The 25130-nt window shown below is 60.8% G+C and carries 23 protein-coding genes; 10 read left to right on the top strand and 13 right to left on the bottom strand.

The window, feature by feature from the left end:
* Positions 1-179 precede the first annotated feature (179 nt).
* Positions 180-2021: a dihydroxy-acid dehydratase gene (gene ilvD / locus HF257_RS32420; RefSeq protein ID WP_078050582.1), complete on the bottom strand. Its 1842-nt coding sequence runs from the start codon at positions 2019-2021 to the stop codon at positions 180-182.
* Positions 2022-2299: 278 nt separating this feature from the next.
* Here ilvD and HF257_RS32415 point away from each other — a divergent pair, with 278 nt between their 5' ends.
* Positions 2300-4033: a DUF4153 domain-containing protein gene (locus tag HF257_RS32415; protein WP_185709725.1), complete on the top strand. Its 1734-nt coding sequence runs from the start codon at positions 2300-2302 to the stop codon at positions 4031-4033.
* On the opposite strand, the gene HF257_RS32410 is transcribed toward HF257_RS32415, so the two are convergent.
* Together HF257_RS32410 and HF257_RS32405 are read right to left on the bottom strand one after the other, a co-directional pair.
* Positions 4008-5183 carry an MFS transporter gene (locus HF257_RS32410; protein ID WP_185709724.1) on the bottom strand — a complete coding sequence of 392 codons (1176 nt, stop codon included), beginning with the start codon at positions 5181-5183 and terminating at the stop codon, positions 4008-4010. The genes HF257_RS32415 and HF257_RS32410 overlap by 26 nt on opposite strands.
* A gap of 233 nt (positions 5184-5416) precedes the next feature.
* Positions 5417-6613: a class I SAM-dependent rRNA methyltransferase gene (locus tag HF257_RS32405; RefSeq protein ID WP_003195152.1), complete on the bottom strand. Its 1197-nt coding sequence runs from the start codon at positions 6611-6613 to the stop codon at positions 5417-5419.
* A 297-nt stretch (positions 6614-6910) separates the two neighbouring features.
* On the opposite strand from HF257_RS32405, the gene HF257_RS32400 reads away from it, so the two are divergent.
* A complete protein-coding gene (locus tag HF257_RS32400; RefSeq protein ID WP_185709827.1) occupies positions 6911-7723 on the top strand; it encodes an HDOD domain-containing protein in 813 nt (270 codons plus the stop codon).
* Between the two features lie 21 nt (positions 7724-7744).
* A complete protein-coding gene (mutM, locus tag HF257_RS32395) occupies positions 7745-8557 on the top strand; it encodes a bifunctional DNA-formamidopyrimidine glycosylase/DNA-(apurinic or apyrimidinic site) lyase (protein ID WP_185709723.1) in 813 nt (270 codons plus the stop codon).
* A gap of 114 nt (positions 8558-8671) precedes the next feature.
* Here mutM and HF257_RS32390 read toward each other — a convergent pair whose 3' ends face one another.
* The 5 genes from HF257_RS32390 to HF257_RS32370 form a co-directional block, all read right to left on the bottom strand.
* Positions 8672-8923: a YfhL family 4Fe-4S dicluster ferredoxin gene (locus tag HF257_RS32390; protein ID WP_008364838.1), complete on the bottom strand. Its 252-nt coding sequence runs from the start codon at positions 8921-8923 to the stop codon at positions 8672-8674.
* A 102-nt stretch (positions 8924-9025) separates the two neighbouring features.
* On the bottom strand, positions 9026-9505 hold the full coding sequence (coaD, locus tag HF257_RS32385) for a pantetheine-phosphate adenylyltransferase (RefSeq protein ID WP_003176711.1): 480 nt from the start codon (positions 9503-9505) through the stop codon (positions 9026-9028).
* Between the two features lie 114 nt (positions 9506-9619).
* On the bottom strand, positions 9620-11215 hold the full coding sequence (locus HF257_RS32380; RefSeq protein WP_185712149.1) for a GMC family oxidoreductase: 1596 nt from the start codon (positions 11213-11215) through the stop codon (positions 9620-9622).
* 164 nt (positions 11216-11379) lie between these two features.
* A complete protein-coding gene (locus HF257_RS32375; protein ID WP_185709721.1) occupies positions 11380-11925 on the bottom strand; it encodes a twin-arginine translocation pathway signal protein in 546 nt (181 codons plus the stop codon).
* A gap of 28 nt (positions 11926-11953) precedes the next feature.
* Complete coding sequence (locus HF257_RS32370) at positions 11954-13381, bottom strand: coniferyl aldehyde dehydrogenase (RefSeq protein ID WP_185709720.1); 1428 nt, start codon at positions 13379-13381, stop codon at positions 11954-11956.
* Positions 13382-13528: 147 nt separating this feature from the next.
* On the opposite strand from HF257_RS32370, the gene HF257_RS32365 reads away from it, so the two are divergent.
* Both HF257_RS32365 and HF257_RS32360 read left to right on the top strand, forming a co-directional pair.
* The gene (locus tag HF257_RS32365) at positions 13529-14200 is read left to right on the top strand and encodes a TetR/AcrR family transcriptional regulator (RefSeq protein WP_185709719.1); all 672 of its coding nucleotides are present in this window, start codon (positions 13529-13531) and stop codon (positions 14198-14200) included.
* A gap of 33 nt (positions 14201-14233) precedes the next feature.
* Positions 14234-15088, top strand: coding sequence for a sulfurtransferase (locus tag HF257_RS32360; protein ID WP_185709718.1), 855 nt, complete (start codon positions 14234-14236; stop codon positions 15086-15088).
* 120 nt (positions 15089-15208) lie between these two features.
* Here HF257_RS32360 and HF257_RS32355 read toward each other — a convergent pair whose 3' ends face one another.
* The 4 genes from HF257_RS32355 to HF257_RS32340 form a co-directional block, all read right to left on the bottom strand.
* A complete protein-coding gene (locus HF257_RS32355; RefSeq protein WP_185709717.1) occupies positions 15209-16204 on the bottom strand; it encodes a hydrolase in 996 nt (331 codons plus the stop codon).
* Positions 16205-16310: 106 nt separating this feature from the next.
* On the bottom strand, positions 16311-16916 hold the full coding sequence (gene rsmD, locus HF257_RS32350; RefSeq protein ID WP_185709716.1) for a 16S rRNA (guanine(966)-N(2))-methyltransferase RsmD: 606 nt from the start codon (positions 16914-16916) through the stop codon (positions 16311-16313).
* Positions 16916-18406, bottom strand: coding sequence for a M16 family metallopeptidase (locus tag HF257_RS32345; protein ID WP_185709715.1), 1491 nt, complete (start codon positions 18404-18406; stop codon positions 16916-16918). The genes rsmD and HF257_RS32345 overlap by 1 nt, the downstream gene beginning before the upstream one ends.
* A complete protein-coding gene (locus HF257_RS32340; protein WP_185709714.1) occupies positions 18399-19754 on the bottom strand; it encodes a M16 family metallopeptidase in 1356 nt (451 codons plus the stop codon). The genes HF257_RS32345 and HF257_RS32340 overlap by 8 nt, the downstream gene beginning before the upstream one ends.
* Positions 19755-19987: 233 nt before the next feature.
* Here HF257_RS32340 and ftsY point away from each other — a divergent pair, with 233 nt between their 5' ends.
* The 4 genes from ftsY (at position 19988) to rpoH (ending at position 24020) form a co-directional block, all read left to right on the top strand.
* Positions 19988-21349 carry a signal recognition particle-docking protein FtsY gene (gene ftsY / locus HF257_RS32335; protein WP_185709713.1) on the top strand — a complete coding sequence of 454 codons (1362 nt, stop codon included), beginning with the start codon at positions 19988-19990 and terminating at the stop codon, positions 21347-21349.
* The gene (gene ftsE / locus HF257_RS32330; RefSeq protein WP_017737950.1) at positions 21346-22017 is read left to right on the top strand and encodes a cell division ATP-binding protein FtsE; all 672 of its coding nucleotides are present in this window, start codon (positions 21346-21348) and stop codon (positions 22015-22017) included. Before ftsY ends, ftsE begins: the two co-directional genes overlap by 4 nt.
* Positions 22014-23039, top strand: a complete 1026-nt coding sequence (gene ftsX, locus HF257_RS32325) for a permease-like cell division protein FtsX (protein WP_185709712.1) — start codon at positions 22014-22016, stop codon at positions 23037-23039. Before ftsE ends, ftsX begins: the two co-directional genes overlap by 4 nt.
* 126 nt (positions 23040-23165) lie before the next feature.
* Positions 23166-24020: an RNA polymerase sigma factor RpoH gene (rpoH, locus tag HF257_RS32320; protein WP_003176698.1), complete on the top strand. Its 855-nt coding sequence runs from the start codon at positions 23166-23168 to the stop codon at positions 24018-24020.
* A gap of 126 nt (positions 24021-24146) precedes the next feature.
* On the opposite strand, the gene mtgA is transcribed toward rpoH, so the two are convergent.
* Positions 24147-24869 carry a monofunctional biosynthetic peptidoglycan transglycosylase gene (mtgA, locus tag HF257_RS32315; RefSeq protein ID WP_185709711.1) on the bottom strand — a complete coding sequence of 241 codons (723 nt, stop codon included), beginning with the start codon at positions 24867-24869 and terminating at the stop codon, positions 24147-24149.
* Positions 24870-24943: 74 nt separating this feature from the next.
* Here mtgA and HF257_RS32310 point away from each other — a divergent pair.
* The coding region (locus HF257_RS32310; RefSeq protein WP_185712148.1) for a DUF423 domain-containing protein at positions 24944-25130 on the top strand (187 nt) is incomplete at its 3' end.

Below are 25130 nucleotides of genomic sequence, written 5' to 3'. Positions count from 1 at the left end.
GCAGTACCCCTGTGGGAGCGGGCTTGCTCGCGAAGACGGTGGGTCAGGCAACACACCTGTAACTGACAGACCGCCTTCGCGAGCAAGCCCGCTCCCACATTTTGATCTCCAGTGTTCTGGAGGGTTTTGGCCAGGCAAAAAAATGCCCCGCATGTGCGGGGCATTTTTATGAGCGAGTCTTACAGACCGTCAAGCATCGCCTTGTTACGCACAGCACCCTTGTCGGCACTGGTGGCCAGCAGGGCGTAGGCCTTCAACGCAGTCGTCACTTTACGCGGACGCTTCTCAACCGGCTTCCAACCTTTCTTGTCTTGCTCAACCCGGCGTGCCGCCAGTTCTTCATCGCTGATCAACAGGTTGATCGAGCGGTTCGGAATGTCGATCAGTACCTTGTCGCCATCCTGCACCAGGCCAATCGCGCCACCGGCAGCGGCTTCCGGCGAAGCGTGGCCGATGGACAGGCCCGAGGTGCCACCAGAGAAACGCCCGTCGGTCAGCAAGGCGCAGGCTTTGCCCAGGCCCTTGGATTTCAGGTAGGACGTCGGGTACAGCATCTCCTGCATACCCGGGCCGCCTTTCGGGCCTTCGTAGCGGATGATCACGATGTCGCCTTCCTTCACTTCGTCAGCGAGGATGCCGCGAACCGAGCTGTCCTGGCTTTCGTAGATCTTGGCGCGGCCTTCGAAGACGTGGATGGATTCATCCACACCGGCGGTTTTCACCACGCAGCCGTCCAGGGCAATGTTGCCGTACAGCACGGCCAGGCCGCCTTCTTGCGAATAGGCGTGCTCGACACTGCGGATGCAGCCGTTCTCACGGTCGTCGTCCAGGGTGTCCCAACGGGTCGACTGGCTGAACGCGGTCTGGGTCGGGATGCCCGCCGGGCCGGCCTTGAAGAAGGTGTGCACGGCTTCGTCGTCAGTCTGGGTGATGTCCCACTTGGCGATGCCTTCGGCGATGGACTTGCTGTGCACGGTCGGCAGGTCGGTGTGCAGCAAGCCGCCACGGGCCAGGGAGCCGAGGATCGAGAAGATCCCGCCGGCACGGTGCACGTCTTCCATGTGGTACTTCTGGATGTTCGGCGCGACCTTGCACAGTTGCGGCACGTGGCGGGACAGACGGTCGATGTCGCGCAGGTCGAAATCGATCTCGGCTTCCTGGGCGGCGGCCAGCAAGTGCAGGATGGTGTTGGTGGAACCGCCCATGGCGATGTCCAAGGTCATGGCGTTTTCGAACGCCTTGAAGTTGGCGATGTTGCGCGGCAACACCGACTCGTCGTTCTCGCCGTAGTAACGCTTGCACAGCTCGACGATGGTGCGGCCGGCCTGCAGGAACAGTTGCTCGCGGTCGCTGTGGGTGGCGAGCGTGGAACCGTTGCCCGGCAAGGCCAGGCCCAGGGCTTCCACCAGGCAGTTCATCGAGTTGGCAGTGAACATGCCGGAGCACGAACCGCAGGTTGGGCAAGCACTGCGCTCGTATTCCGCGACCTTCTCGTCAGAAGCGCTGGAATCGGCGGCGATGACCATGGCGTCCACCAGGTCCAGGCCGTGGGAGGCGAGCTTGGTCTTGCCGGCTTCCATCGGGCCGCCGGAAACGAAGATCACCGGAATGTTCAGGCGCAGGGAGGCCATCAGCATGCCGGGGGTGATCTTGTCGCAGTTGGAGATGCACACGATGGCGTCGGCGCAGTGGGCGTTGACCATGTATTCCACGGAGTCGGCGATGATCTCGCGGCTCGGCAGGGAATACAGCATGCCGTCATGGCCCATGGCGATGCCGTCGTCCACGGCGATGGTGTTGAATTCCTTGGCAACGCCGCCAGCGCGCTCGATCTCGCGGGCGACCAGTTGGCCCAGGTCCTTTAGGTGGACGTGGCCCGGTACGAATTGGGTAAACGAGTTGGCAATCGCGATGATCGGCTTCTTGAAGTCGTCATCTTTCATCCCCGTGGCGCGCCACAGTGCGCGTGCGCCGGCCATGTTGCGGCCATGGGTGGATGTTTTCGAGCGGTAATCTGGCATGGAGCACTCCGGGCGGCTAATCAGGTATCAATGGGGAGTGAGCTTCTATTGACGTCTGGAACACCCGAAAAATGGCCGTGTGTCCGGAAGTTGCCACTCGCGTCGCGGGATCGCCGCTTGCTTGGGCCTCGAGCTCATAAACCCGCCGGGGGATGACTGGCGATGAATAGGGCCGATTCTACACCGCTGGAGGCTGGAGGGAACGGGGCAATACAGGGCCTGCGGCTTTGTTTAGACTGGCGGCCTTTTTTGCCCCTCCCCACTCCAAAGGAACTGGAATGCCCGGTATCAATCGTTTTCTTGGGTTCTACCTGCTGATCGGCCTGGTCCAGGGAATCGCCTTCTATTACTCCGACCAGCTTTATCGCGTAAACGAAGCGCTGTTTTTTGTCACCTACACCCTGGCCCTGGTGGGCGGCACCACGTTGCAGTTGCTCGGGGAAAAAGTCCGACACTGGCGTTCGTTGTTGCCGACGCTGGTGTTTACCCTGCTGATGGGCGGCATGACGCTGTGGGTGTGTTACGGCGTCGAGCATATCGACAACAATCGTTGGGCGATCAACTCCTGGTTTATCAGCGTGGTGGTGCTGAGCTACGTCTGTGCCAGCTTCCTGTTCGCCTGGCCCTCTGCCAAAGGCCAGCGCTGGCGCTATGAAGACCTGTTCCAGCAAGCCTGGAACAGTGTGTTTATCGTGCTCTATGCGTTGATCCTGGTGGGGCTGTTCATGGCGTTGCTCAAGCTGTGGAGCCGTCTGTTCCTGATGCTGGGCATCGAGTTTTTCGAGCGGCACTTCTGGAGTGAGTTGTTCCTGTGTTTCGCCCTGCCGCTGGTGTTCGCGCTCGGCATGTACTTGGCGGCGCGCAGCGAGAAGGTCATCGGCCAGATGCGCAGCATGCTACTCAGTGCCTGTGGCCTGCTGCTGCCGTTGATTGCGCTGATCAGTGTGCTGTTTACCCTGGCCCTGCCGTTTACCGGGCTCGGGCGGATCTGGGCCACGGGCTACTCCACGCCGATTTTGTTGGTGTTGGCGGGTGCGCAGTTGTTCCTGCTCAACGGGGTGTTCCAGGATGGCCGGCAGCCCCGGCCCTATCCCCAGTGGCTGACGCGCTTTATCGAGTTGAGCCTGTTGTGCCTGCCGGTCCTCGCGGCGCTGGCGTTTTATTCGAGCTGGCTGCGGGTTGAGCAATACGCCTTGTCGCCGCAACGCTTCATCGCCCTGGCGGCGGCGTTGCTGTGCGGTTTGTACGGCCTGGCGGCGGTGTGGGCGGTGGTGTTGCGTAAACCGGTGTGGCTGGGCAACTTGCGCGTGACCAACCCAGCGCTGGCGTTGCTGTTTTGTGCGCTGGTGGTGTTGATCAACACGCCGCTGCTCAACCCGGTACAGATTAGTGTGAATGATCAGGTGCAACGCTTGCTCGACGGGCGCACCAAGGCTGAGGCCTTTGATGCGCACTACCTGCGTTTCGGCCTGGAGAAGGCGGGTGAAGAAGCGTACGCCCAGTTGCAGGTCGACCTGGATAAAGAGCGTATTCTTGACGCGGACTCGCGGCGCGTCTTGCGCGAGCGGATGGACGACACCGCGCTGAGCTTCAGCGAGCAATACGCCAAGGAGCGCGCCAACCGGCCCAAGGCCGAACTGGAATGGATCGGCCCCAAGCCCAAAGGCAGCGAGCAGTTTGCTGAGCTGAGCCTGGAAACCCACTCCCCGTGCGAGTCCAATTGTGTGTTGTGGGCAGTGGATCTCGACCTGGATGGACAACCCGAAGTGCTGGCGATTCCGAACACCGGCTACCGCCACGACTCCAAGCCACCGCGCATCTTTGCCCTGGATGAGAAGGGCAAGTGGGACGATCGCGGCCCATTGGTCTGGACGCAACTGCCGGAGGGTTACGTGGACACCGAGATGTTGATCCACGACATCCGCATAGGCAGGATCGAGCTGGTGAAGCCGCGTTACCGGCAGTTGCAGACCAGTGACATGCTGCTCACGCCGGTGATGCGCGAGCCGTAGCCTGGCGGTTGGTCACCAGCCCCCATAGGCTGAACACGATAAAACTGAGGGCGATGGTCAGCAGCAAATGATCGCCCGCCTGGGCCAGCGCCGCGCTGCTGACGGCGGCGGTGAGAAACATGATGCTGTTGCCCGCCGACGCCGCCGTGCCGGCGCTGTTTGAAAACAGTAGCATCGCTGCGGAAATCGCGGCGGGTCGCACCAGAGTGACGGCGAGGGCGCTGATCAGCATCGGGATCAGCAGGGTCACGGTGGTGATCGCGTCCATACTGACGATCAACGTCAGCAGCCCACCGGCGATTGTCAGCAAGGCGAGGCCGATATTGATCTGCCGGTACAGGGGGATGCGTTTCTGCAAATACGACGCCCCGACCCCGCCGAGCAGGTAGGCCACGCCATACACCATCAGCACCAAAGCGTATTGGTATTCGGAGAGCTTCAATGCATCCATGAAGATCAGCGGTGTGACGCTGATGAGGGCGAAGTAGCAGGCGAAGACCAGCGCGGCGATCCACCAGTAGCGCAGGAAATGCTTATTGCGCATGACGGCCTTGAGGGTGCCGATGATCGACAACGGCTCGCGATGCGGGCTGGCGGACTTCGACGGCAAGATGCACAACGCGTGGATCAACATGCCCAGCGCCATCAGGGCAAAGCCGTAGAAGCTGCCTTGCCAGTCGAAGGTGGTTTGCAGCCAGGAGCCGATCAATGGCGAAAGCGCCACAAACGAGCCGCTCAAGGTCATGTAATACAGGCGTATGCGGGCGCGATCTTGCTCATCGAACAAGTCCTCCACCAGCGCGTGGCCCAATACAAAGAACCCACAACCCATTGCCTGCACACTGCGAAACAGCAGAAAGCCCAGGTAGTCCTGCGCCAGTGCGCAGCCGATGGCACCGAGGATCGACAGGCCGATGCAGCCGACCAGCACTTCCTTGCGCCCCCATTTATCCGACAGCGGCCCGGCCACCAGTTGGGAGATCGCAAAAACCAGCGTGAACAGGCTGATGGACAGTGCGACATCGGCGGTGGGCGTATCGAAGTGGGCGGACAGGGCAGGAAAAGAGGGCAGCAGGATATTGATCGGGAAGAAGCTGATCAGGGAGATGCAGGTGATGAGGATGAAGCGCGAAAGGGTGGGCCCAGACATTGTTTTTGTTTTCCGGAAGTAGAACCAGCAACCGATACTAGTCTGCGGAAAATGGAATTCAATTGTCGTGGCACGAAAAAGCGGTCCTGACACGCCGCAAAACAATGTGGGAGCGGCGGTGCGACGATTCGACTTGCTCGCGAATGCGGTGTGTCAGTTAACAACTCTGTAACTGATCCACCGCATTCGCGAGCAAGCCCGCTCCCACATTTTGATCTGCGTTCTAGATTTACTTAGCTGTTAGGCAACAACCGGCACGTAATGCTCTTGATGTAGCGCGTCTCTGCAATCGCCGGGTGCACCGGGTGATCCGGGCCCTGGCCGCCACGCTCCAGCATCTGGATATTGCGGTCCAAGTGACGGGCGCTGGTCAGCAGGATGTTCTGCAGGTCATCTTCCGGCAAGTGCATGGAGCACGAAGCGCTGACCAGGATGCCGTCCTTGCTGAGCAGGCGCATGGCTTGCTCGTTCAGCCGGCGGTAGGCGCCTTCGCCGTTCTTCATGTCTTTTTTGCGTTTGATGAAGGCCGGTGGGTCGGCGACGATCACGTCGAAGCGTTCTTCGCTGGCTTTCAGCTCTTTGAGGGCTTCAAACACGTCGCCTTCGATGCAGGTCATCTTCTCGGCGAAGCCGTTCAGCGCGGCGTTGCGCTCAACGCCATCGAGAGCGAAGGCGGAGGCGTCGACGCAGAACACTTCACTGGCGCCGAAGGCAGCAGCTTGCACGCCCCAGCCGCCGATGTAGCTGTATAGGTCGAGCACGCGTTTGCCTTTGGCATACGGGGCCAGGCGTGCGCGGTTCATGCGGTGGTCGTAGAACCAGCCGGTTTTCTGGCCCTGAATCACTGGGGCTTCGAATTTCACGCCGTTTTCTTCCAGCGCAACCCACTCCGGCACCAGGCCGAACACGGTTTCAACGTAGCGGTTGAGGCCTTCGGCGTCGCGTGCGGCGGAGTCGTTCTTGAACAGGATGCCGCTAGGCTTGAGCACTTGGGTCAGCGCAGCGATCACGTCTTCCTTATGGGCTTCCATGGTCGCGGAGGCGATCTGTACCACCAGGATGTCGCCGAAACGGTCGACGACCAGGCCTGGCAACAGGTCGGAATCGCCGTAGACAAGGCGGTAGAACGGCTTGTCGAACAGGCGATCACGCAGGGACAGGGCGACGTTCAGGCGGTGCACCAGCAGCGACTTGTCCAACGGCAACTTGATGTCGCGCGAGAGCAGGCGGGCGCAGATCAGGTTGTTCGGGCTCATGGCCACGATGCCCAGGGTCTTGCCGCCGGCCGCTTCCAGGATAGCCTGGTCGCCTGCCTGGAAGCCGTGGAGTGGGGTGGCGGCCACGTCGATTTCGTTGCTGTAGACCCACAGGTGGCCGTTGCGCAAACGACGATCGGCGTTGGCTTTGAGACGCAGGCTTGGCAGGGACATGACGTCGCTCCGGAAAAAAGAGCGGGAGTATACCGTGTTGTGTAGGAGTTGGCGGCGCCGCCGGACATGTGGGAGCGGGCTTGCTCGCGAAGGCGGCGGGTCAGCCAACTAATCCTTCACTGATACACCGCCTTCGCGAGCAAGCCCGCTCCCACATTTAATTGGGTTTCAGTTCAGGTTTTTGAGGTGTCGGTCAGATTGCCATCGGGGTTAGAATCCCCGCCTAGCCCAGAGTGTGTACTTATGTCCCAAGAGCTTTCCGCCGAGCAGATCCAACAGGCCCTGCAAGGCATCAGCGTGCCGCCCCAACCGCAGATCATGGTGGATCTGCAGATGGAGCAATACATGCCCGACCCGGACCTGGAAGTGATCGCGCGGTTGATCTCCCAGGACCCTGGCCTGTCCGGCGCATTGCTGAAAATCGTCAACTCGCCGTATTACGGCCTGAGCAACAAGATCGCCTCGATCCAGCGCGCGGTGAACCTGCTGGGCAGTCGTTCGATCATCAATCTGATCAACGCGCAGTCGATCAAGGGCGAGATGAGCGACGACACCATCGTCACCCTCAACCGCTTCTGGGACACCGCCCAGGATGTGGCCATGACTTGCCTCACCCTGGCCAAGCGCACCGGCTCCCAAGCCGTGGACGAAGCCTATGCCCTGGGCCTGTTCCACGATTGCGGCGTGCCGTTGATGCTCAAGCGCTTCCCCAACTACATGGCCGTGCTGGAAGAGGCCTACGCCAATGCCGGCGCGGACTGCCGCGTGGTCGACACCGAGAACAACGCGTTCAACACCAACCATGCCGTGGTGGGCTACTACACCGCCAAATCCTGGCGCCTGCCGGAGCACGTGACCGACGCCATCGCCAACCACCACAACGCCTTGGCGATATTCAGCGACGAGTCTTCGCGCAACCCGCAGCTTAAAAACCTGCTGGCGATCCTGAAGATGGCCGAGCACATCTGCTCGTCCTACCGCGTGCTGGGCAACCAGGCTGTGGACCATGAGTGGAATGCCATTGGCCATATGGTGCTGGACTACGTGGGCCTGTCGGACTACGACTTCGAAAGCATGAAGCTGTCGATCCGCGAGTTGGGCACCCACTAAACCCTTCTTCAAGAGGTCTGCATGCCCGAGTTACCTGAAGTCGAAACCACCCGGCGCGGAATCGCGCCACACCTGGAAGGCCAGCGCGTCAGCCGCGTGGTGGTACGTGAGCGGCGCCTGCGCTGGCCGATCCCGGAAGACCTGGATGTGCGCCTGTCCGGGCAGCGCATCGTGCTGGTGGAACGGCGGGCCAAGTACCTGTTGATCAATGCCGAAGTGGGCACCTTGATCAGCCACTTGGGCATGTCGGGCAACCTGCGATTGGTTGAAGCCGGCTTGCCGGCGGCCAAACATGAACACGTGGATATCGAGTTGGAGTCGGGCCTGGCCCTGCGCTACACCGATCCTCGGCGTTTTGGCGCGATGCTCTGGAGCCAGGACCCGCACAACCACGAGTTGTTGATTCGCCTGGGTCCGGAGCCGTTGACCGACCTGTTCGATGGCGAGCGGTTGTTCAAACTGTCCCGTGGGCGTTCGATGGCGGTGAAGCCGTTCATCATGGACAACGCGGTGGTGGTAGGCGTGGGCAATATCTACGCGACGGAAGCGCTATTTGCGGCGGGGATTGATCCGCGTCGTGAGGCGGGTGGTATTTCGCGGGCGCGTTATCTGAAGCTGGCGATCGAGATCAAGCGCGTGCTGGCCGCTGCCATCGAGCGCGGCGGTACTACGTTGCGGGACTTTATCGGTGGGGACGGACAGCCGGGGTATTTCCAGCAGGAACTGTTTGTTTATGGCCGGGGTGGCGAAGCATGCAAGGTCTGCGGGACTGAGCTGCGCAATGTGGTGCTGGGGCAGCGGGCGAGTGTGTTTTGCCCTAGGTGCCAGAGCTGATTGCTGTGTGATGGCTGATGCCGCCTTCGCGAGCAAGCCCGCTCCCACATTCGACCGCATTCTCATGTTGGAACTGGGTTTAATGTGGGAGCGGGCTTGCTCGCGAAGAGGCCCTTAAGCCTTACCGGTAATCTTCCGGTACTTCTCCATCAGCTGCTCTTCCGACTCCGGATGAGCTTCATCCAATGGAATGCAATCCACCGGGCACACCTGCTGGCACTGGGGTTCGTCATAGTGGCCAACACACTGCGTGCACAGGTTAGGGTCGATCACGTAGATCTCTTCACCTTGGGAAATGGCAGCGTTCGGGCACTCGGGTTCGCAGACGTCGCAATTGATGCAATCGTCGGTGATGATCAGGGACATGGAAACTCCTGCCAGGGCTGTCAGCCAGGGCATCTGAAAACTAATGCGCGCAATTGTGCCGCATTGGCGCCCGCAGTGCGAGCAGGCGCCGATCAGGGGACCTTACTTCTTGAAGCGCAACGTCAGCGCATCGGCCACGGCTGGGTGCACGAACTTGGTGATATCACCGCCCAAAGCGGCAATTTCACGGACCAACGTCGAGGAAATGAACGAATAACGTTCCGACGGTGTGAGGAACAGGCTTTCCACGTCCGGCGCCAGCTGGCGGTTCATGTTGGCCAGCTGGAATTCATATTCGAAGTCCGATACCGCGCGCAGGCCGCGCAGGAACACATTGGCGTTCTGCTCTTTGGCGAAGTGCGCGAGCAACGTGGAAAAGCCCACCACTTCCACATTGGGCAGGTGCTTGGTGACCTCACGCGCCAGCTCCACGCGCTGTTCCAAGGGAAACAGCGGGTTTTTCTTGGGGCTGGCTGCGACCGCGATGATCACATGGTCGAACAAGCGCGAGGCGCGTTCGACCAGGTCGCCATGGCCTTTGGTAATCGGGTCGAAGGTACCTGGGTACAACACTCGGTTCATCGCGTCGTCCTGGCGGAGTCCGTTGGGGAACCGGATGGTATCGCAGCCATCCCGGTCGGCCAAGTCAACTTATGCAGAAGAAAGCACTATAGACAGCACGAATAGCGTGTTTTTTCACGCCGTTTTCAGACGTTCGGCCAAGGCTGTCGCCAGTTGGGCGGTCAATCCGTACACCGACAATTGTGGATTGGCCCCAATACTGGTGGGGAATAACGACCCATCGTGGATCGACAAGTTGCGCAACTGATGATGCCGACCAAGGCTGTCGGCCACCGCTTTTTTCGGGTCTTCGCCCATCGCGCAACCGCCCATCACATGGGCGCTGCCCAGGCAGGTGCGGTGCAATTCCAAGTTGAGGCCGTCGATCAGCGTGCGGGCTTCACCGAGGGTTTTGACGTAGCGCGCATCATGATGCAACGGCTTGACCGACTTGGCCCCTGCCGCAAACTGGATCTCGGCCATACTGTGGAACGCACGGCGCAGGCCGTCCCAGGCGTAGTCGGACACTTGGTAGTCGAGCACTGGCGTGCCGTCGCCATGTAAATCCACGGTGCCACCGGGGCTGTCGGGGTGAAAACCGTCGCGTAGCAAAGCGAGCATGGCGTGGGTGTTAGGCAGTTGGCTCATGTCCAGGGCGTTTTGGGTTCCGTAGCCGCCGAGCAGGGTACTGGCCAGTGCAGGGTGTAGGGGCGGAGCTTCAAGCTTGTACGACATTTTGCCGGTGGTGCCGTCTTGCCATTGGAAATGGTCGGAATAGATCGACTGCGGGGCGCCGTAGAACGGGTTGATCACCTCATCGAACAGCCCAGCGGAGAAGTTCACCAGATGCAGGAACGTGCGCTTGCCCACTCGCGAATGCGGGTCCGGCGCGTCCGAGCGCATCAGCAGCGCCGGGCTGTTGATACCACCGCCGGAGAGCACGTAGTGCTTGGCCTTGACCGTGATCTTGCGGCCGGTCGGCGCTACGCACAGGGCATCCATGGCCACGCATTCCAGGCTGCTGATGGTGTCGCCGCTGTATTTGAGGCGTTCGGCGCGCGCCAGGTAGAGCAGCTCGCCGCCTTTTTCGAGGGTGGACGGGATGGTGGTCACCAACATCGACTGTTTGGCGTTGACCGGGCAACCCATGCCGCAATAACCGAGGTTGAAACAGCCGCGCACATTACGTGGGATTACATGCCAGCTGTAGCCGAGCTTTTCGCAGCCTTTGCGGATCACATCGTTGTTGGCATTGGGCGGCATGGCCCAGGGCGCGATGCCGAGGCGCTGTTCCATCTTTTCGAACCACGGCGCCATTTCGGCACTGCTGTGGCCCCTTACCGCGTATTCACTGGCCCAGTGGGAAAGGGTCGCGTCGGGTGTACGAAAGCTGGATGTCCAGTTGATCAAGGTGGTGCCGCCCACGGCCCGACCCTGCAAGATAGTGATCGCACCGTCCTTGCTCATGCGGCCGATGCCTTCCTGGTACAGGCTGGTGTAGGCCTCGTCTTCCAGCAGCTTGAAATCGCTGCTGGTCTTGAGCGGGCCTTCTTCGATCAACAGCACTTTGTAGCCTGCCGCGCTGAGGATCTCAGCCGTGGTGCCACCCCCGGCGCCGCTGCCGATGATGGCGACGTCGGCTTCCAGGGTCAGGTCGCTGTCGAGGGCTGCGCCATTGTGGGTTTTCCAGCCACGGGCGAGGCCTTCACGGAACAGATCGGGTACGGGCATAGGTGTGCACTCTTGTTGTTATAGGTGTCGGTCGCTACGAAGTTGCAATCTAAATGTGGGAGCGGGCTTGCTCGCGAAGGCGGTGGGTCAGCCGCTACGTTCGTCACTGATGCACCGCTTTCGCGAGCAAGCCCGCTCCCACATTTTTGATTGGGTTTTCAAGGCTAGATCTTCGGTGGCCCTGGATAGCCGCAATGCGCCCACGATGCCGGCTGGAAGTACCACGCCATGATCACCAGCTTGAGCAACGAGCCCTGGCCCATGCGCAGCAGGTTCAAGTAGCTGTTTTCCCAGCGGTGCAGGAAGTTGCGGATCTGCTCGGCGCTGGCGGTATCCCAGTTGCCCCACATCCCCGTCAACGGCCCACGAGTGATGCCCATGCCCAGTACGTCGAACAGTTGCTGGGTGAGCTTGAACATTTCCGGCGACAAGCGCTGCAGGCTGAAATCGAGCTTTTTAAGCGTGCCCTCTATCCCGCTGGTCACTTCTTGGGCGCTGGCCACACCTTCCAGCAGCACCGGGATCACCGCCCGTAGAAACGGCAAATCACTGCTGCGCAACATCGCAAAGCCGCTGGCCGGCGTGCTGGCGGAGCAGCCACTGAGGCTGGCGCCCAGCCCGGCCGTGGCCAGGAAGGCACTGGCGCATAGGCCGATTTTCAAGACGCCGCGCCTTGATAGCGCAGGTGTTTCAGTCAGGCTTGGGTTCATTTTTATTGTTATCCCGGGAGTGGCGTTATCAGCGGATAAACAGCTTCTGGATCAACTTCTGGATCGACTTTCCATAAGGCGGGTAGATCAATTTCGCCGCGTTCAGGCGTTGCTTCACCAATACGCCCTTGGCTTTGCTGAAGGTGAGAAACCCCTCATGGCCGTGATAGTGGCCCATGCCCGAAGGGCCGATACCGCCAAATGGCATGTCGTCCTGAGCCACGTGCAGCAAAGTGTCGTTCAGGCATACGCCGCCGGAGTGGGTTTCGTGGAGCACACGGTTCTGCTCGCCCTTGTTGTAGCCGAAGTAGTACAGGGCCAGCGGGCGAGGGCGCTGGTTGATGTAGGCAAAGGCCTGGTCGAGGTCGCGATACGGCACGATGGGCAGCACCGGGCCGAAGATTTCATCCTGCATCACCGTCATGTCATCGCTGACATTCAGCAACAGGCTGTGGGCCATGCGCCGGGCTTGGCCTTGGTCGTACAGCGGGATCAGAGTGGCGCCTTTGTCGGTGGCGTCCTTCACGTAGGCGTTGAGTCGGGCCAGCTGCCGCTCGTTGATGATCGCGGTGTAGTCCGGGTTATCGGCCAGGGTGGGATAGAACCCGCGCACGGCCTTGGTGTAGGCCTCGATGAAGCCGTCAACCCGATCTTCCGGCACCAACACGTAGTCCGGTGCCACGCAGGTTTGCCCGGCATTCAGCGCTTTGCCGAAGGCGATACGCTCGGCGGCGTCCCTGAGCGGCACATCGGCGGAGACGATAGCGGGCGACTTGCCGCCCAGTTCCAGGGTGACCGGGGTCAAGTGCTCGGCCGCCGCCCGCATCACATGCTTGCCGATGCTGGTGGCGCCGGTGAACAGCAGATGGTCGAAGCGCAGCTTTGAAAACGCCATGCCCACGTCGGCCTCGCCCAGCACCACGCACACCAAGTCCTCGGGGAAGATCTTTGCCAGCAGCGCCTTGAGCAACTCGCCCGTGGCGGGTGTCGATTCGCTGAGCTTGAGCATCACCCGGTTACCGGCAGCCAGGGCGCCGACCAGCGGGCCGATGGCCAAGTAAAGCGGGTAGTTCCACGGCACGATCACCCCAACCACGCCCAACGGCTGGTAGATGACTTTGGCTGACGCGGGTTGAAAGGCGATGCCTACAGCGCGGCGGGAAGGTTTCATCCAGCTCTTGAGGTGTTTGCTGGCGTAGTGAATGCCATGCAGGCTGGGCATCAGTTCGGCGAACAAGGTCTCGTCGGCGCTGCGGTGGCTGAAATCCTGGCTGATGGCGTTGATCAACGCTTGGCGTTCGTCGCTGAGCAGGTCGCGCAGGGCCTTGAGCCATTGCTGGCGCTGAGCGGCTGGCGGCATCGGGTTGGCTGCATAGGCGCGTTGTTGGGCGTCGAACAGGTCCTGGAGTTGATCCAGCGCCTGGGAATCTTGCAGGTAAGCAATGTTGGCAGACATGGCGCAGTTCCCAATTGTTATAGGTCTGCATCGATTTTTAGAGTCATTGCTCTAAATTGTCAAATAACATTGCAGCAACATGCAGTTTTATCCCGGCAAGGATAGGCCGTAAGATGCCCCATCACGTGTACAGAAGCTGATTCCCCTATGGCACCACGAGTAAAGACCAGCGAGCGCATTGTGCAAACCAGCCTGGAGCTTTTTAACCAGCAGGGCGAGCGCAGCGTCAGTACCAACCATATTGCCGCCCATATGGAGATTTCGCCGGGCAACCTGTACTACCACTTCCCCAACAAGCAGGCGATCATCGCCGTGCTGTTTCGCGAATACGAAGCCTTGGTGGACAGTTTTCTGCGCCCGCCCCAGGGCCGCGCCGTGACCGTTGAAGACAAGCGCTTCTACCTGCAAGCCGTGCTGGCGGGCATGTGGCGTTATCGCTTCCTGCACCGCGACCTTGAGCACTTGCTGGAGAGCGACCCGGAGTTGGCCACCGGCTACCGGCGTTTTTCCCAGCGCTGCCTGACCCAAGGCAATGCCATCTACCAGGGGTTTGTCGATGCCGGCATTCTCAGCATGGACCCGATACAAACCGAAGCCCTGACCCTCAACGCATGGATCATCCTGACTTCGTGGGTACGGTTTTTGTGCACCACCAATGAAAACTCCGCCCACTTGAGCGCCGAGGCGATCAAGCGCGGGGTGTATCAGGTGCTGGTGCTGGAGGCGGGTTTTGTCACGCCCGAAGCCAAAGATGCGGTGGATGCGTTGTTCAAAGAGTTTTACGTGCCGTTGAATCAGGCACTGGAAGAAGTGAAGTAGGACCTTTCCCGAATCTAGCTACTGGAGTCCGTCATGCCGCTTGCCCAACTGATCAGCCCCCAGCAATTGGCCGAGCGCCAGAAGGCCGGCGGCTTGGTAATCCTTGATTGCCGTTTTGCCCTGGAAGACCCGGATTACGGGCGTTGCAGCTACGCCGAAGGGCACATCGAAGGCGCGCAGTATGCCGACCTGGAGCGTCATCTCAGCGGGCCGGTGAGCAAAGGCGTAACGGGCCGCCATCCGTTGCCGGCGGCGGACACCCTGGTTCGACAACTGCGCGCTTGGGGCATCAACGCCGATACCGATGTAGTGCTGTATGACGACGGCCCCGGCGCATTTGCCGCTCGGGCCTGGTGGTTGCTGGCCTGGCTGGGCAAGCGTGATGGTGTGTTTATTCTGGATGGTGGGCTCAAAGCGTGGCATTCGGCAGGTTTCCCACTGAGCCTGGATGCACCGGTGATTGAGCCCGGCACCTTTGCCGGTACACCGGATAATCACCTGCTGCTGGACGCCGAGCACCTGCAAAAACGCCTGGGCCAACCGGGCCTGACCTTGATCGATGCCCGTGCCCAAGCGCGTTTTCGTGGCGAAGTGGAGCCGATCGATCCGGTTGCCGGGCATATTCCTGGGGCGCAGTGTGCGGCGTTCAATGAAAACCTGGGCAGTGACGGGCGCTTCTTGCCGGCTGAGCAGCTCAAACAGCGTTTTGCTGCTCAACTGCAAGGCCGTTCACCGGATGAACTGGTGGCGTATTGCGGCTCGGGGGTGACGGCGTGCCATAACCTGTTTGCCCTGAGTTTGGCGGGTTATCCGTTGGGCAAGTTGTATGCGGGGTCTTGGAGTGAGTGGATCACTGATCCAGCGCGGGCAATTGCGACTGGCGACTGAGTTGTCCGACGTGTAAACCCAATCCAAATGTGGGAGCGGGCTTGCTCGCGAATACGGTGTATCAGTCACACATGTATCGACTGACACTCCGCATTCGCGAGCAAGCCCGCTCCCACAGTTTTAACCGTGTTGTGTCAGTAGCCATTGGGGAATGCGGCGTTCCAAGTAATAGCTGGGGCGCTTGAGCGTTCCGTCAACGAACCCAACATGCCCGCCCTTAGCCAGCAACTCAAACTCCGTGCAATCCGACAGTTCGCTCGCCTCAGGCAAGCTATGGGCAAACACAAACGGATCATCCGCCGCCTGGATAATCAGCGTAGGCGTGCGGATTTCACCCAGGTAATACCGGCTCGACGCACGGCGGTAATAGTCCTCGGCACTGAGAAAGCCATGCAACGGCGCCGTCACCCGCCCATCAAAATCCCAGAACGTGCGCATCTTCTCCAGCGAGCCCAAGGCCTCCAGGGCTTTGAGCCCGTCGGCGCGACCGTCCTGTAGAAAGCGACTCTGTTTGACGCGGATATACGCCAGCATCTCGCGCATGAAGTGCTTCTGATACACCCGCGAAAAACCCAGCCCGATGCGGTCCGCGCATTGGTCCAGACGAAATGGTACCGACACCGCTGCAGCGCCCTGTAGCCCCGAAGCCGTGCCCGTTTCACCCAAGTGCTTGAGCAACACATTGCCCCCGAGCGAATACCCCACGGCGTACAACGGCGCCAGTGGCCGCTTGGCACGCAAATGGGCAATCGCTGCCGCCAGGTCTTCGCTGGCGCCCGAGTGATAGCTGCGGGCCAGCAGGTTAGGTTCGCCGGAACAGCCCCTCCAGTTCAGCGCTGCGCTGGCCCAGCCTCGGCCGGAGAGGGCTTTTTGCAGGCCGGCCACATAGGGCGAGTTGGACGAGCCGGTCAGCCCATGCAGCACCAGCACCAACGGCGCTTGCGCGTCATGGGGGCCATGCCAGTCGAGGTCAAGGAAGTCGCCATCATCCAGCCACAGGCGTTCGCGTTGGCGTTCAATATGGGTAGTAGGTCGCCACAGCGGCCCCCACAGGGTTTGCAAGTGAGGGTTGCCGAGGCCAAAGGCCGGGGTGAACAGGTCGGCGGAAGGGGTCATGAATGCCTGTCCTGTAGGAGCGAGCTTGCTCGCGAAAAACGCGGGGTCACCGCGTATTTCGCGTCTTCAGCGTTATCGTTAACCGTTTTCGTGAGCAAGCTCGCTCCTACACGGAGCGCTGCCACAACGCGTAATACACCCGCCCGGACTTCTGTTCCCGGTGCAGGCGCCAGCCAGCCGGCAAGCCGAGTGTGGACGGTGCGGTCTCGCTTTCAGTGTAGATCCACGAATCCGGCGCCAGCCATTGGCGATCTTCCAGCAGAGCGCACACGGTCGGCAGCAGGTTCTGATTGAACGGTGGGTCGAGGAAAACCACGTCGAATTCGCTGGCCGGCTGGGTTTCCAGGTAGCGCAGGGCGTCAGCGGTCTGGACCTGGCCAGTGGTGCAGCGCAGCGTGCCCAAGTGTTCCTTGAGGCTTGAAACCGCCACATTACTGGCGTCCAACGCCTGGCCCAAGGCGGCGCCACGGGACAGCGCCTCCAGGAACAAAGCGCCACTGCCCGCGAACGGGTCCAGCACCTTGGCGCCCGCGATATACGGCGCGAGCCAGTTGAACAGGGTTTCACGCACACGGTCCGGCGTCGGGCGCAGGCCCACCACGTCGGGGAAGCTCAGCTTGCGGCTGCGCCATTCGCCGCCAATGATGCGAAGTTGGCCCACACCGTTATGCACGTTGTGGACAGGTTTTTTTGGGCGAGATGAACTGGCCATTAATGCTCCGGAACCCCGAGCGGCTGCTCGGCAGGTTTATCAGTGGGGGGCGGTAGTGGCTTTTGCGCAATCGTCGGGCCGGCGGTCACGATGACCATTTTGTCGGCGCTCAAGTGTTTGTTCATTGCAGCCTTGACCTGCTCTACGGTCAGGGCCTGGGATTGTTTCATGAAATCCTCAAGATAGCTCAGCGGCAGGTTGTAGAAACCCATTGCCCCCAGCTGTCCGACGATATCGGCGTTGCTGGCGGTAGACAGTGGGAAGCTGCCAGCCAGCTCACGCTTGGCGTCATCCAGTTCCTTTTGAGTCGGGCCGGTCTTGAGGTAGTCGGCCAGCACGTCTTCCACCAGGCGCAGGGTGCCGCCGCTCATTTCGGCGCGGGTCTGCAGGTTGATCATGAACGGGCCACGTACCTGCATCGGTGAGAAACCGGAGTAGACGCCGTAGGTCAGGCCGCGCTTCTCACGCACTTCGCTCATCAAACGGGTGCCGAAACCACCGCCGCCGAGGATCTGGTTACCCAGCGACAACGCTGCGTAGTCCGGGTCGGCACGGTCGATGCCCAGTTGGGCGAACAGCAAGTGCGTCTGCTTGGATGGGAACTCAATATGGCTCAAGCCGGCCTTGGGTTCGGTCGGTTGGGCGATCTTCGCCAGGGCGGACCCTTTGGGCAGCGAGGCCGACACCTTGGCCGTCATGGCCTCGGCTTCAGCGCGGGTGAGGTCGCCCACCACGGCAATCACTGCGTTACCCGCGGCGTAAGCCTTGGCGTGGAACGCCTGCAACTGTGCCAGGGTAATCTTCGGAACGCTCTGGGGCGTGCCTTCGCTCGGGTGAGCGTAAGGGTGGTCGCCATACAGGCGCTTGAACAGCTCAAGGCTGGCCAGCTTGGCCGGGTTCTGCTTCTGGTATTCGAAACCGGCGAGGATCTGGTTCTTGATCCGGGCCAGCGAATCGGCCGGGAAGGTAGGCTTGCCGATCACCTGATCAAACAGCGTCAGGGCCGCGTCGCGTTTATCGCTCTCGCTCAAGCTGCGCAGGGATACCAGCGCCATGTCGCGGTAGGCGCCATTGCCAAAGTCCGCGCCCAGGCCTTCGAAGTCGCGGGCGATCTGGCTCACATCCTTGCCCGGTACGCCTTCGTTGAGCATGGCGTTGGTCATCAGCGCCAGGCCCGGTACGTCGCCGTCCTGGCTGCTGCCGGCGGCGAACAGAATGCGCATGTCGAACATCGGCAGCTCGTGGGCTTCTACGAACAGCACCTTGGCGCCTTCGGCGGTGGTCCAGGTTTGCACGTCGAGCTTGCGGTTGGTCGGCGCCTTGCCGTCCAGCTCCGCCAACGACTGCAGCTTGTTGGCCGATTGAGCTTTTTCCAGCGCCGGGCTGGCCACGGATTCACTCGGGCGCAGGAAATACACGGCGCTCGCCGCGACCAAGGTGACAACGATCAGGCCGGGGAAGATCAGGCGGCTGCTTTTGCGATCACTCATGAGCGGTCTCCTGGGGTAGAACATGGGCGACGCTGAGACGTTCGCGAGTGAAATAGGTGCGCGCGGCTTTCTGGATATCTTCTGGGGTCACGCTTTGCAGGTCGGCAAGCTCCGTGTCCATCAGTTTCCATGACAGGCCAACGGTTTCCAGCGAGCCGATGGCCGTGGCCTGGCTGGTGATGGAGTCACGCTGGTAGACCAGGCCGGCGATGACCTGGGCGCGGATACGCTCCAGTTCTGCGGCGGTCGGTGGCTTGGCTTTCAGTTCATCCAGCAGGCGCCACAGGCCGGCTTCGGCTTGGGCGATGGTCTTTTTCTTCTGCTGGTTCGGCGTGGCCGAAAGGGTGAACAGGCTGTCGCCACGGGTATAGGCGTCGTAGCTGGTGGAGGCGGCGGAGACCAGTTCTTCACCGCGCTCCAGTTGCTCGGAAATACGCGCGCTGTAGCCGCCGTCCAACAGGGCCGAGATCAGGCGCAGGGCCTGGACCGAACGCTTGTCTTCGGCAGTGGCCAGGCCGGGTACGTTGAAACCGAGGATCACGCTGGGCAGTTGGGTCTGCACTTTCATGGTCAGCAAGCGTTCGCCAGGCTCGGCCAGTTCCATCGGGATCTTGGCGGGCGGCACGTCACGCTTGGGAATCGGGCCGAAATACCGCTGGGCCAGGGTTTTCACTTCATCTGGAGTGACATCGCCGACCACCACCAGCGTGGCGTTGTTCGGCACATACCAGGATTGGTACCAGTGGCGCAGCTCTTCGACTTTCATGCGGTCCAGGTCGGCCATCCATCCGATGGTCGGCGTGTGGTAGCCGCTGGCGGGGTAGGCCATGGCCTTGAAGCGCTCGTAGGCCTTGGACATTGGATTGTCGTCAGTGCGCAGGCGGCGTTCTTCCTTGATCACCTCGATTTCACGGCTGAACTCGTCGGCCGGCAGGCGCAGGCTGGCCATGCGGTCGGCTTCCAGTTCGAAGGCCACGCCCAGGCGGTCACGGGCCAGTACTTGGTAGTACGCGGTGTAATCGTCGCTGGTGAAGGCGTTTTCTTCGGCGCCCAGGTCGCGCAGGATCAGCGAGGCTTCGCCTGGGCCGACCTTGGCGCTGCCCTTGAACATCATGTGCTCAAGGGCGTGGGACAAACCGGTCTGGCCCGGGGTTTCGTAGCTCGAGCCGACCTTGTACCAGACCTGGGAAACCACCACCGGCGCGCGATGGTCTTCGCGCACGACCACCTTGAGGCCGTTATCCAGGGTGAATTCATGGGTGGGTTGTGGGTCGGCAGCCAAGGCTGAAAGAGGCAGACAAACTGTGCTGAACAGCAGGCCTGCGGCGTGGCGGGCTAGAGCATTCATTCGTTTTTAAACCTGTTGGGCTGCCCGCTTGGTCTTAGCGTCGGCGGGCGAGGAGGTGCTAGGATACTGGTCGGATTTACGGACGGCCACTGCGGCAGTCTTGTTTAGGCCCTATTTAGGCCTTACAAAATGTTGCGCATGAACGAGCTGGCTAAAAAACAGTCTGTTACGCATCGAATTTTATTTACCGACGCGCCCCCCTGGCGCGTCGCTACCTTGAGATAGCCGTCTCCATGTTTGGTTCCAACGACGACAAGAAGACCCCAGCCACGGCTGGCGAGAAAAAAGGCCTGTTCGGATGGCTGCGCAAAAAGCCGCAGGAAACCGTCGACGAACAACCACAGGTTCAGCCTGAGCCGACCCCAGCCCCTATAGTAGAAGCCGAACCGGTTGCTGAAGCCCCAGCGCCGGTGGTGTTGCCGATGGCTGAGCCGGTGTTGCAGCCAGTCGTAGAGGCTGCACTTGAGCCAGAACCAGAGCCTGAGCACAAACCGTGGCTGGAACTGCCGGTGGCCGAAGAGCCCGTGGCATTGGTCGAAGACGTGCAGGCTGAACACATCACGCCGCCGATTCCCGCCGTGGTTGAGCCGGTGCCGGTCGTTGCCGAAGCGCTTTTGCCTGCGGTGATCGAGCCTGTGCCAGTGGCTGCAGCTGTCGAAGCGAGCAAGACCGGCTTCTTCGCCCGTCTCAAGCAAGGCCTGAGCAAGACCAGCGCCAGCATCGGCGAAGGCATGGCCAGCCTGTTCCTCGGCAAAAAAGTCATCGATGACGAGCTGCTGGAAGACATCGAAACCCGTCTGCTCACCGCCGACGTGGGCGTCGAAGCCACCGCTGTGATCATCCAGAGCCTGACCCAGAAGGTCGCGCGCAAGCAGCTGACCGACGCCGACGCCCTCTACAAATCCCTGCAGGCCGAGCTGGCCGCCATGCTCAAACCGGTGGAAGCGCCGCTGGTGATCACCCCGAACAAGCCGTTCGTGATCCTGGTGGTCGGCGTCAACGGCGCTGGCAAAACCACCACCATCGGCAAGCTGGCCAAGAAGCTGCAGTCCGAAGGCAAGAAGGTCATGCTGGCCGCCGGCGATACCTTCCGTGCCGCAGCGGTTGAGCAACTGCAAGTCTGGGGCGAGCGCAACAAGATCCCGGTTATCGCCCAGCACACCGGCGCCGACTCGGCTTCAGTGATCTTCGACGCCGTGCAAGCCGCCAAGGCCCGTAACATCGACGTATTGATCGCCGATACCGCCGGTCGCCTGCACACCAAAGACAATTTGATGGAAGAGCTGAAGAAAGTGCGCCGCGTGATCGGCAAGCTCGACGCAGACGCTCCGCACGAAGTGCTGCTGGTGCTCGACGCCGGTACCGGCCAGAACGCCATCAGCCAGGCCAAACAATTCAACCAGACGGTACAACTGACTGGCCTGGCATTGACTAAGCTCGACGGCACGGCCAAGGGCGGCGTGATCTTCGCTTTGGCCAAACAGTTCGGGTTGCCGATTCGTTATATCGGTGTCGGTGAAGGCATCGACGACCTGCGCACCTTTGAAGCAGAACCCTTTGTACAGGCGCTGTTTGCCGAGCGGGAGCGTTCATGATTCGATTCGAACAGGTCGGTAAACGCTATGCCAACGGGCATGTGGGCTTGCATGAGCTGAGCTTTCGAGTACGCCGGGGCGAGTTCTTGTTTGTAACGGGTCACTCCGGTGCTGGCAAAAGTACCTTGTTGCGCCTGCTGCTGGCCATGGAGCGCCCAACCACTGGCAAACTGCTGCTGGCGGGTCAGGACCTGGCCACCATCAGCAATGCGCAAATCCCATACCTGCGCCGCCAGATCGGCGTGGTCTTCCAGAATCACCAGTTGTTGTTCGATCGCACGGTGTTCAACAACATTGCCCTGCCACTGCAGATTCTCGGGCTGTCCAAGGCCGAGATCGTCAAGCGCGTGGATTCGGCCCTGGAGCGCGTGGCGCTGTCGGATAAAACCGATCTTTACCCCGGCGACCTGTCCACCGGCCAGCAACAGCGCGTGGGTATCGCCCGCGCCATCGTCCACCGCCCGGCCCTGCTGCTGGCGGACGAACCCACCGGCAACCTTGACCCACGTTTGGCCGCCGAGATCATGGGAGTGTTCGAAGACATCAACCGTCTGGGCACCAGCGTATTGATCGCCAGTCACGACCTGGCGCTGATCGCCCGCATGCGCCACCGCATGCTGACCCTGCAACGTGGCCGCCTGATTGGTGATGGAGAGGCTGGCGTATGAGCGCGACACGCAGCCCTAAAGTTTCCGAGCGCGTGGCGCCGAAAGCCGCCGACCCACAACCGCAGAAGAAAAAACACGACCACGATGACGACGGCCCGGACTTCGGCACGCTGCTGCGCGCCTGGATCGAAAGCCATCGCGCCAGCCTGCTGGACAGCCTGCGCCGCCTGGGCAAGCAGCCTATCGGCAGCTTCTTCACCTGCCTGGTTATGGCCGTGGCCCTGAGCCTGCCGATGGGTTTGTCGCTGCTGCTCAATAACGTGGAGCGTCTGGGCGGTTCCTGGCAGCGCGCCGCGCAGATTTCGCTGTACCTGAACATTGATGCCAGCGCCAAGGACGGTGAGTCCCTGCGTGACGATATCAAGAACCTGCCGGGCGTGGCCGATGCCGAGTACATCAGCCGCGACCAGGCCCTTGAGGAGTTCCAGCAACAATCCGGCCTGGGTGAGGCGCTCAAGGAGCTGCCGCAGAACCCGCTGCCGGGCGTGGTGCTGGTGACCCCGAACGAAGTCGACAAGCCCGCGCTGGAAGCCCTGCGACAAAAACTCGCAGAGATGCCCAAGGTGCAACAGGCTCAGCTTGATCTAGTCTGGGTGGAGCGCCTGGCGGCGATCCTCAAGCTGGGTGACCGATTTGTGTTCGGTCTGACGGTGCTGTTGGTGTCTGCATTACTTTTGGTGATAGGTAATACCATTCGTCTTCATATTGAAAACCGTCGCACCGAGATAGAAGTGATTAAACTGGTCGGCGGCACGGACAGCTATGTGCGTCGTCCTTTTCTGTACATGGGCGCGCTTTATGGCTTTGGCGCAGGGATTTTGTCCTGGGGCGTGCTGGCGTTTGGCCTTGACTGGCTGAACGACGCGGTTATCGGGCTAGCCGGCTTGTACGGCAGCGATTTCGCCTTGGCCGGCGTGCCCGTAGCCGATGGTCTGAGCCTCTTGCTTGGCGCTGTATTGTTGGGGTATATCGGTGCTTGGATTGCGGTCGCTCGTCATTTACGTGAGTTGGCACCGAAGTAGTTAATGTCAGATTAATGTGGTTTCGTTTGTATTGACCGTATTGGTGGTTTAGGGAACCTTTCCTACGGTTCCCGGTCAATTTTCGCAGTGCTTCACTGCACGAGTTATGTAAGTCGGAGGTTTCGTATGACCACTTCTTTGCAACCTGCTTATGCTCTGGTCCCAGGTGCGAACCTGGAGGCGTATGTGCACACGGTCAACAGCATTCCATTGCTGACGCCCGAGCAGGAGCGTGAACTGGCCGAGAGTCTCTACTATGAGCAGGATTTGGGGGCGGCTCGGCAGATGGTGCTCGCCCACCTGCGTTTTGTTGTACATATCGCCCGTAGCTATAGCGGCTACGGCCTGGCGCAGGCTGACCTGATTCAGGAAGGCAACGTCGGCCTGATGAAGGCTGTGAAGCGCTTCAACCCTGAAATGGGTGTGCGTTTGGTGTCGTTTGCCGTGCACTGGATCAAGGCGGAAATTCACGAGTTCATTCTGCGCAACTGGCGCATCGTGAAAGTCGCGACCACCAAGGCCCAGCGCAAGCTGTTCTTCAACCTGCGCAGCCAGAAAAAACGCCTGGCGTGGCTGAACAACGAGGAAGTCCACCGCGTGGCCGAAAGCCTCGGCGTGGAGCCGCGTGAAGTGCGCGAGATGGAAAGCCGCCTGACCGGTCATGACATGGCCTTCGACCCGGCCGCCGAAGCGGACGACGACAGCGCCTTCCAATCGCCGGCCAACTACCTGGAAGACCACCGGTACGACCCGGCGCGTCAACTGGAAGATGCCGACTGGAGCGACAACTCCAATCACAACCTGCACGAAGCGCTGGAAGTGCTGGACGACCGCAGCCGTGACATCCTCTACCAGCGCTGGCTGGCAGAAGAAAAAGCCACGCTGCACGACCTGGCGCAGAAGTACAACGTGTCGGCTGAGCGGATTCGTCAGCTTGAGAAGAGCGCGATGAACAAGCTGAAGCTGTCGATCGCCGCCTAAGACGCGACTCGGTCTAAAATGTGGGAGCGGGCTTGCTCGCGAAAGCGGAGTGTCAGTCACTGGAAATATTGACTGATCCACCGCTTTCGCGAGCAAGCCCGCTCCCACATTTGTTTTTGTGTTGTGTCAGTCGGACCAAGGGGCCTTGCGGGAGTTGTTCAGCTCAAGCAGGTAGCCATCCCCACCCAGTTGACTCATCTGCTGCCGAATCCACGCCGCCCGCCTTGCCACATACGCCGTCGGATGGCTGGCACTCCACACGCGAGGGTTAGGCAACACTGCCGCCAGATAGCTCGCCTGCTGGCGGGACAGCGCCTTGGCACTCACGCCAAAGTGATGCCGCGCCGCCGCTTCTGCGCCAAACACCCCTTCATCCCACTCCACACTATTGAGGTACACCTCAAGAATCCGCTGCTTGGGCCACAGTATCTCGATCAGCCCGGTAAACCAGGCTTCCAGCCCTTTGCGCAAATAACTGCGGCCAGCCCACAGGAAAAGGTTTTTCGACACCTGTTGGCTCAAGGTGCTGGCGCCGCGAATGGATCCGCCGCGCTCGTTGTGCAGGATCGCCGCCTGGATTGCGCCGAAATCAAAACCCCAGTGCTGTGGGAAGCGTTGGTCTTCACCGGCCATCACCGCCACTTTGAGGTCGTCGGAGATCTCGTCCCACGGCACCCAGGTGCGTTGCAGGTCAATCGGTTCGCCGTCGACCCAGGATTCGACCTTGCGCTCCACCATCAGCGCGGTGCCCGGCGGCGGGACGACGCGGAACAGCAGCACCAGCAGCACACTGGCGATGGCAAACCATTTCACGACGTTGAGAAAGCGTTTGAAGAGGAGACGCAGCATAGAGATGGCTTGGCCGAACCCGTTGAGCGGGCCATTATACAGACCCTGCCCATTGCGTCTGACTGGAGTTCCTCATGCTGCGTGGCTTTCTGATGTTGGCTGCCTTTTTTGGCTTCACCGGTGTCGCCCTCGGCGCTTTTGCCGCCCACGGCCTGAAAAACCGTCTGAGCGCCGAGTACCTGGCGATCTTCCACACCGGCGTGACCTATCAACTGGTGCACACCCTGGCGTTGTTCGGCGTGGCGTTGCTGGCTGCGCATA

The sequence above is a fragment of the Pseudomonas cremoris genome (assembly GCF_014230465.1).
Note: the sequence above shows the minus strand (reverse complement) of the source record. Positions and strands in the feature narration are given on the sequence as shown.

Coding starts and splice junctions, on each gene's coding strand:
- coaD (WP_003176711.1), bottom strand. CDS start 9,505: ATGAACCGAGTGTTGTACCCAGGTACCTTCGACCCGATTACCAAAGGC.
- ilvD (WP_078050582.1), bottom strand. CDS start 2,021: ATGCCAGATTACCGCTCGAAAACATCCACCCATGGCCGCAACATGGCC.
- mutM (WP_185709723.1), top strand. CDS start 7,745: ATGCCCGAGTTACCTGAAGTCGAAACCACCCGGCGCGGAATCGCGCCA.
- ftsX (WP_185709712.1), top strand. CDS start 22,014: ATGAGCGCGACACGCAGCCCTAAAGTTTCCGAGCGCGTGGCGCCGAAA.
- HF257_RS32360 (WP_185709718.1), top strand. CDS start 14,234: ATGCCGCTTGCCCAACTGATCAGCCCCCAGCAATTGGCCGAGCGCCAG.
- HF257_RS32340 (WP_185709714.1), bottom strand. CDS start 19,754: ATGAATGCTCTAGCCCGCCACGCCGCAGGCCTGCTGTTCAGCACAGTT.
- HF257_RS32355 (WP_185709717.1), bottom strand. CDS start 16,204: ATGACCCCTTCCGCCGACCTGTTCACCCCGGCCTTTGGCCTCGGCAAC.
- HF257_RS32405 (WP_003195152.1), bottom strand. CDS start 6,613: ATGTCCCTGCCAAGCCTGCGTCTCAAAGCCAACGCCGATCGTCGTTTG.
- ftsY (WP_185709713.1), top strand. CDS start 19,988: ATGTTTGGTTCCAACGACGACAAGAAGACCCCAGCCACGGCTGGCGAG.
- rsmD (WP_185709716.1), bottom strand. CDS start 16,916: ATGGCCAGTTCATCTCGCCCAAAAAAACCTGTCCACAACGTGCATAAC.
- ftsE (WP_017737950.1), top strand. CDS start 21,346: ATGATTCGATTCGAACAGGTCGGTAAACGCTATGCCAACGGGCATGTG.
- mtgA (WP_185709711.1), bottom strand. CDS start 24,869: ATGCTGCGTCTCCTCTTCAAACGCTTTCTCAACGTCGTGAAATGGTTT.
- HF257_RS32380 (WP_185712149.1), bottom strand. CDS start 11,215: ATGCCCGTACCCGATCTGTTCCGTGAAGGCCTCGCCCGTGGCTGGAAA.
- HF257_RS32410 (WP_185709724.1), bottom strand. CDS start 5,183: ATGTCTGGGCCCACCCTTTCGCGCTTCATCCTCATCACCTGCATCTCC.
- HF257_RS32345 (WP_185709715.1), bottom strand. CDS start 18,406: ATGAGTGATCGCAAAAGCAGCCGCCTGATCTTCCCCGGCCTGATCGTT.
- HF257_RS32365 (WP_185709719.1), top strand. CDS start 13,529: ATGGCACCACGAGTAAAGACCAGCGAGCGCATTGTGCAAACCAGCCTG.
- HF257_RS32390 (WP_008364838.1), bottom strand. CDS start 8,923: ATGTCCCTGATCATCACCGACGATTGCATCAATTGCGACGTCTGCGAA.
- HF257_RS32370 (WP_185709720.1), bottom strand. CDS start 13,381: ATGTCTGCCAACATTGCTTACCTGCAAGATTCCCAGGCGCTGGATCAA.
- HF257_RS32415 (WP_185709725.1), top strand. CDS start 2,300: ATGCCCGGTATCAATCGTTTTCTTGGGTTCTACCTGCTGATCGGCCTG.
- rpoH (WP_003176698.1), top strand. CDS start 23,166: ATGACCACTTCTTTGCAACCTGCTTATGCTCTGGTCCCAGGTGCGAAC.
- HF257_RS32375 (WP_185709721.1), bottom strand. CDS start 11,925: ATGAACCCAAGCCTGACTGAAACACCTGCGCTATCAAGGCGCGGCGTC.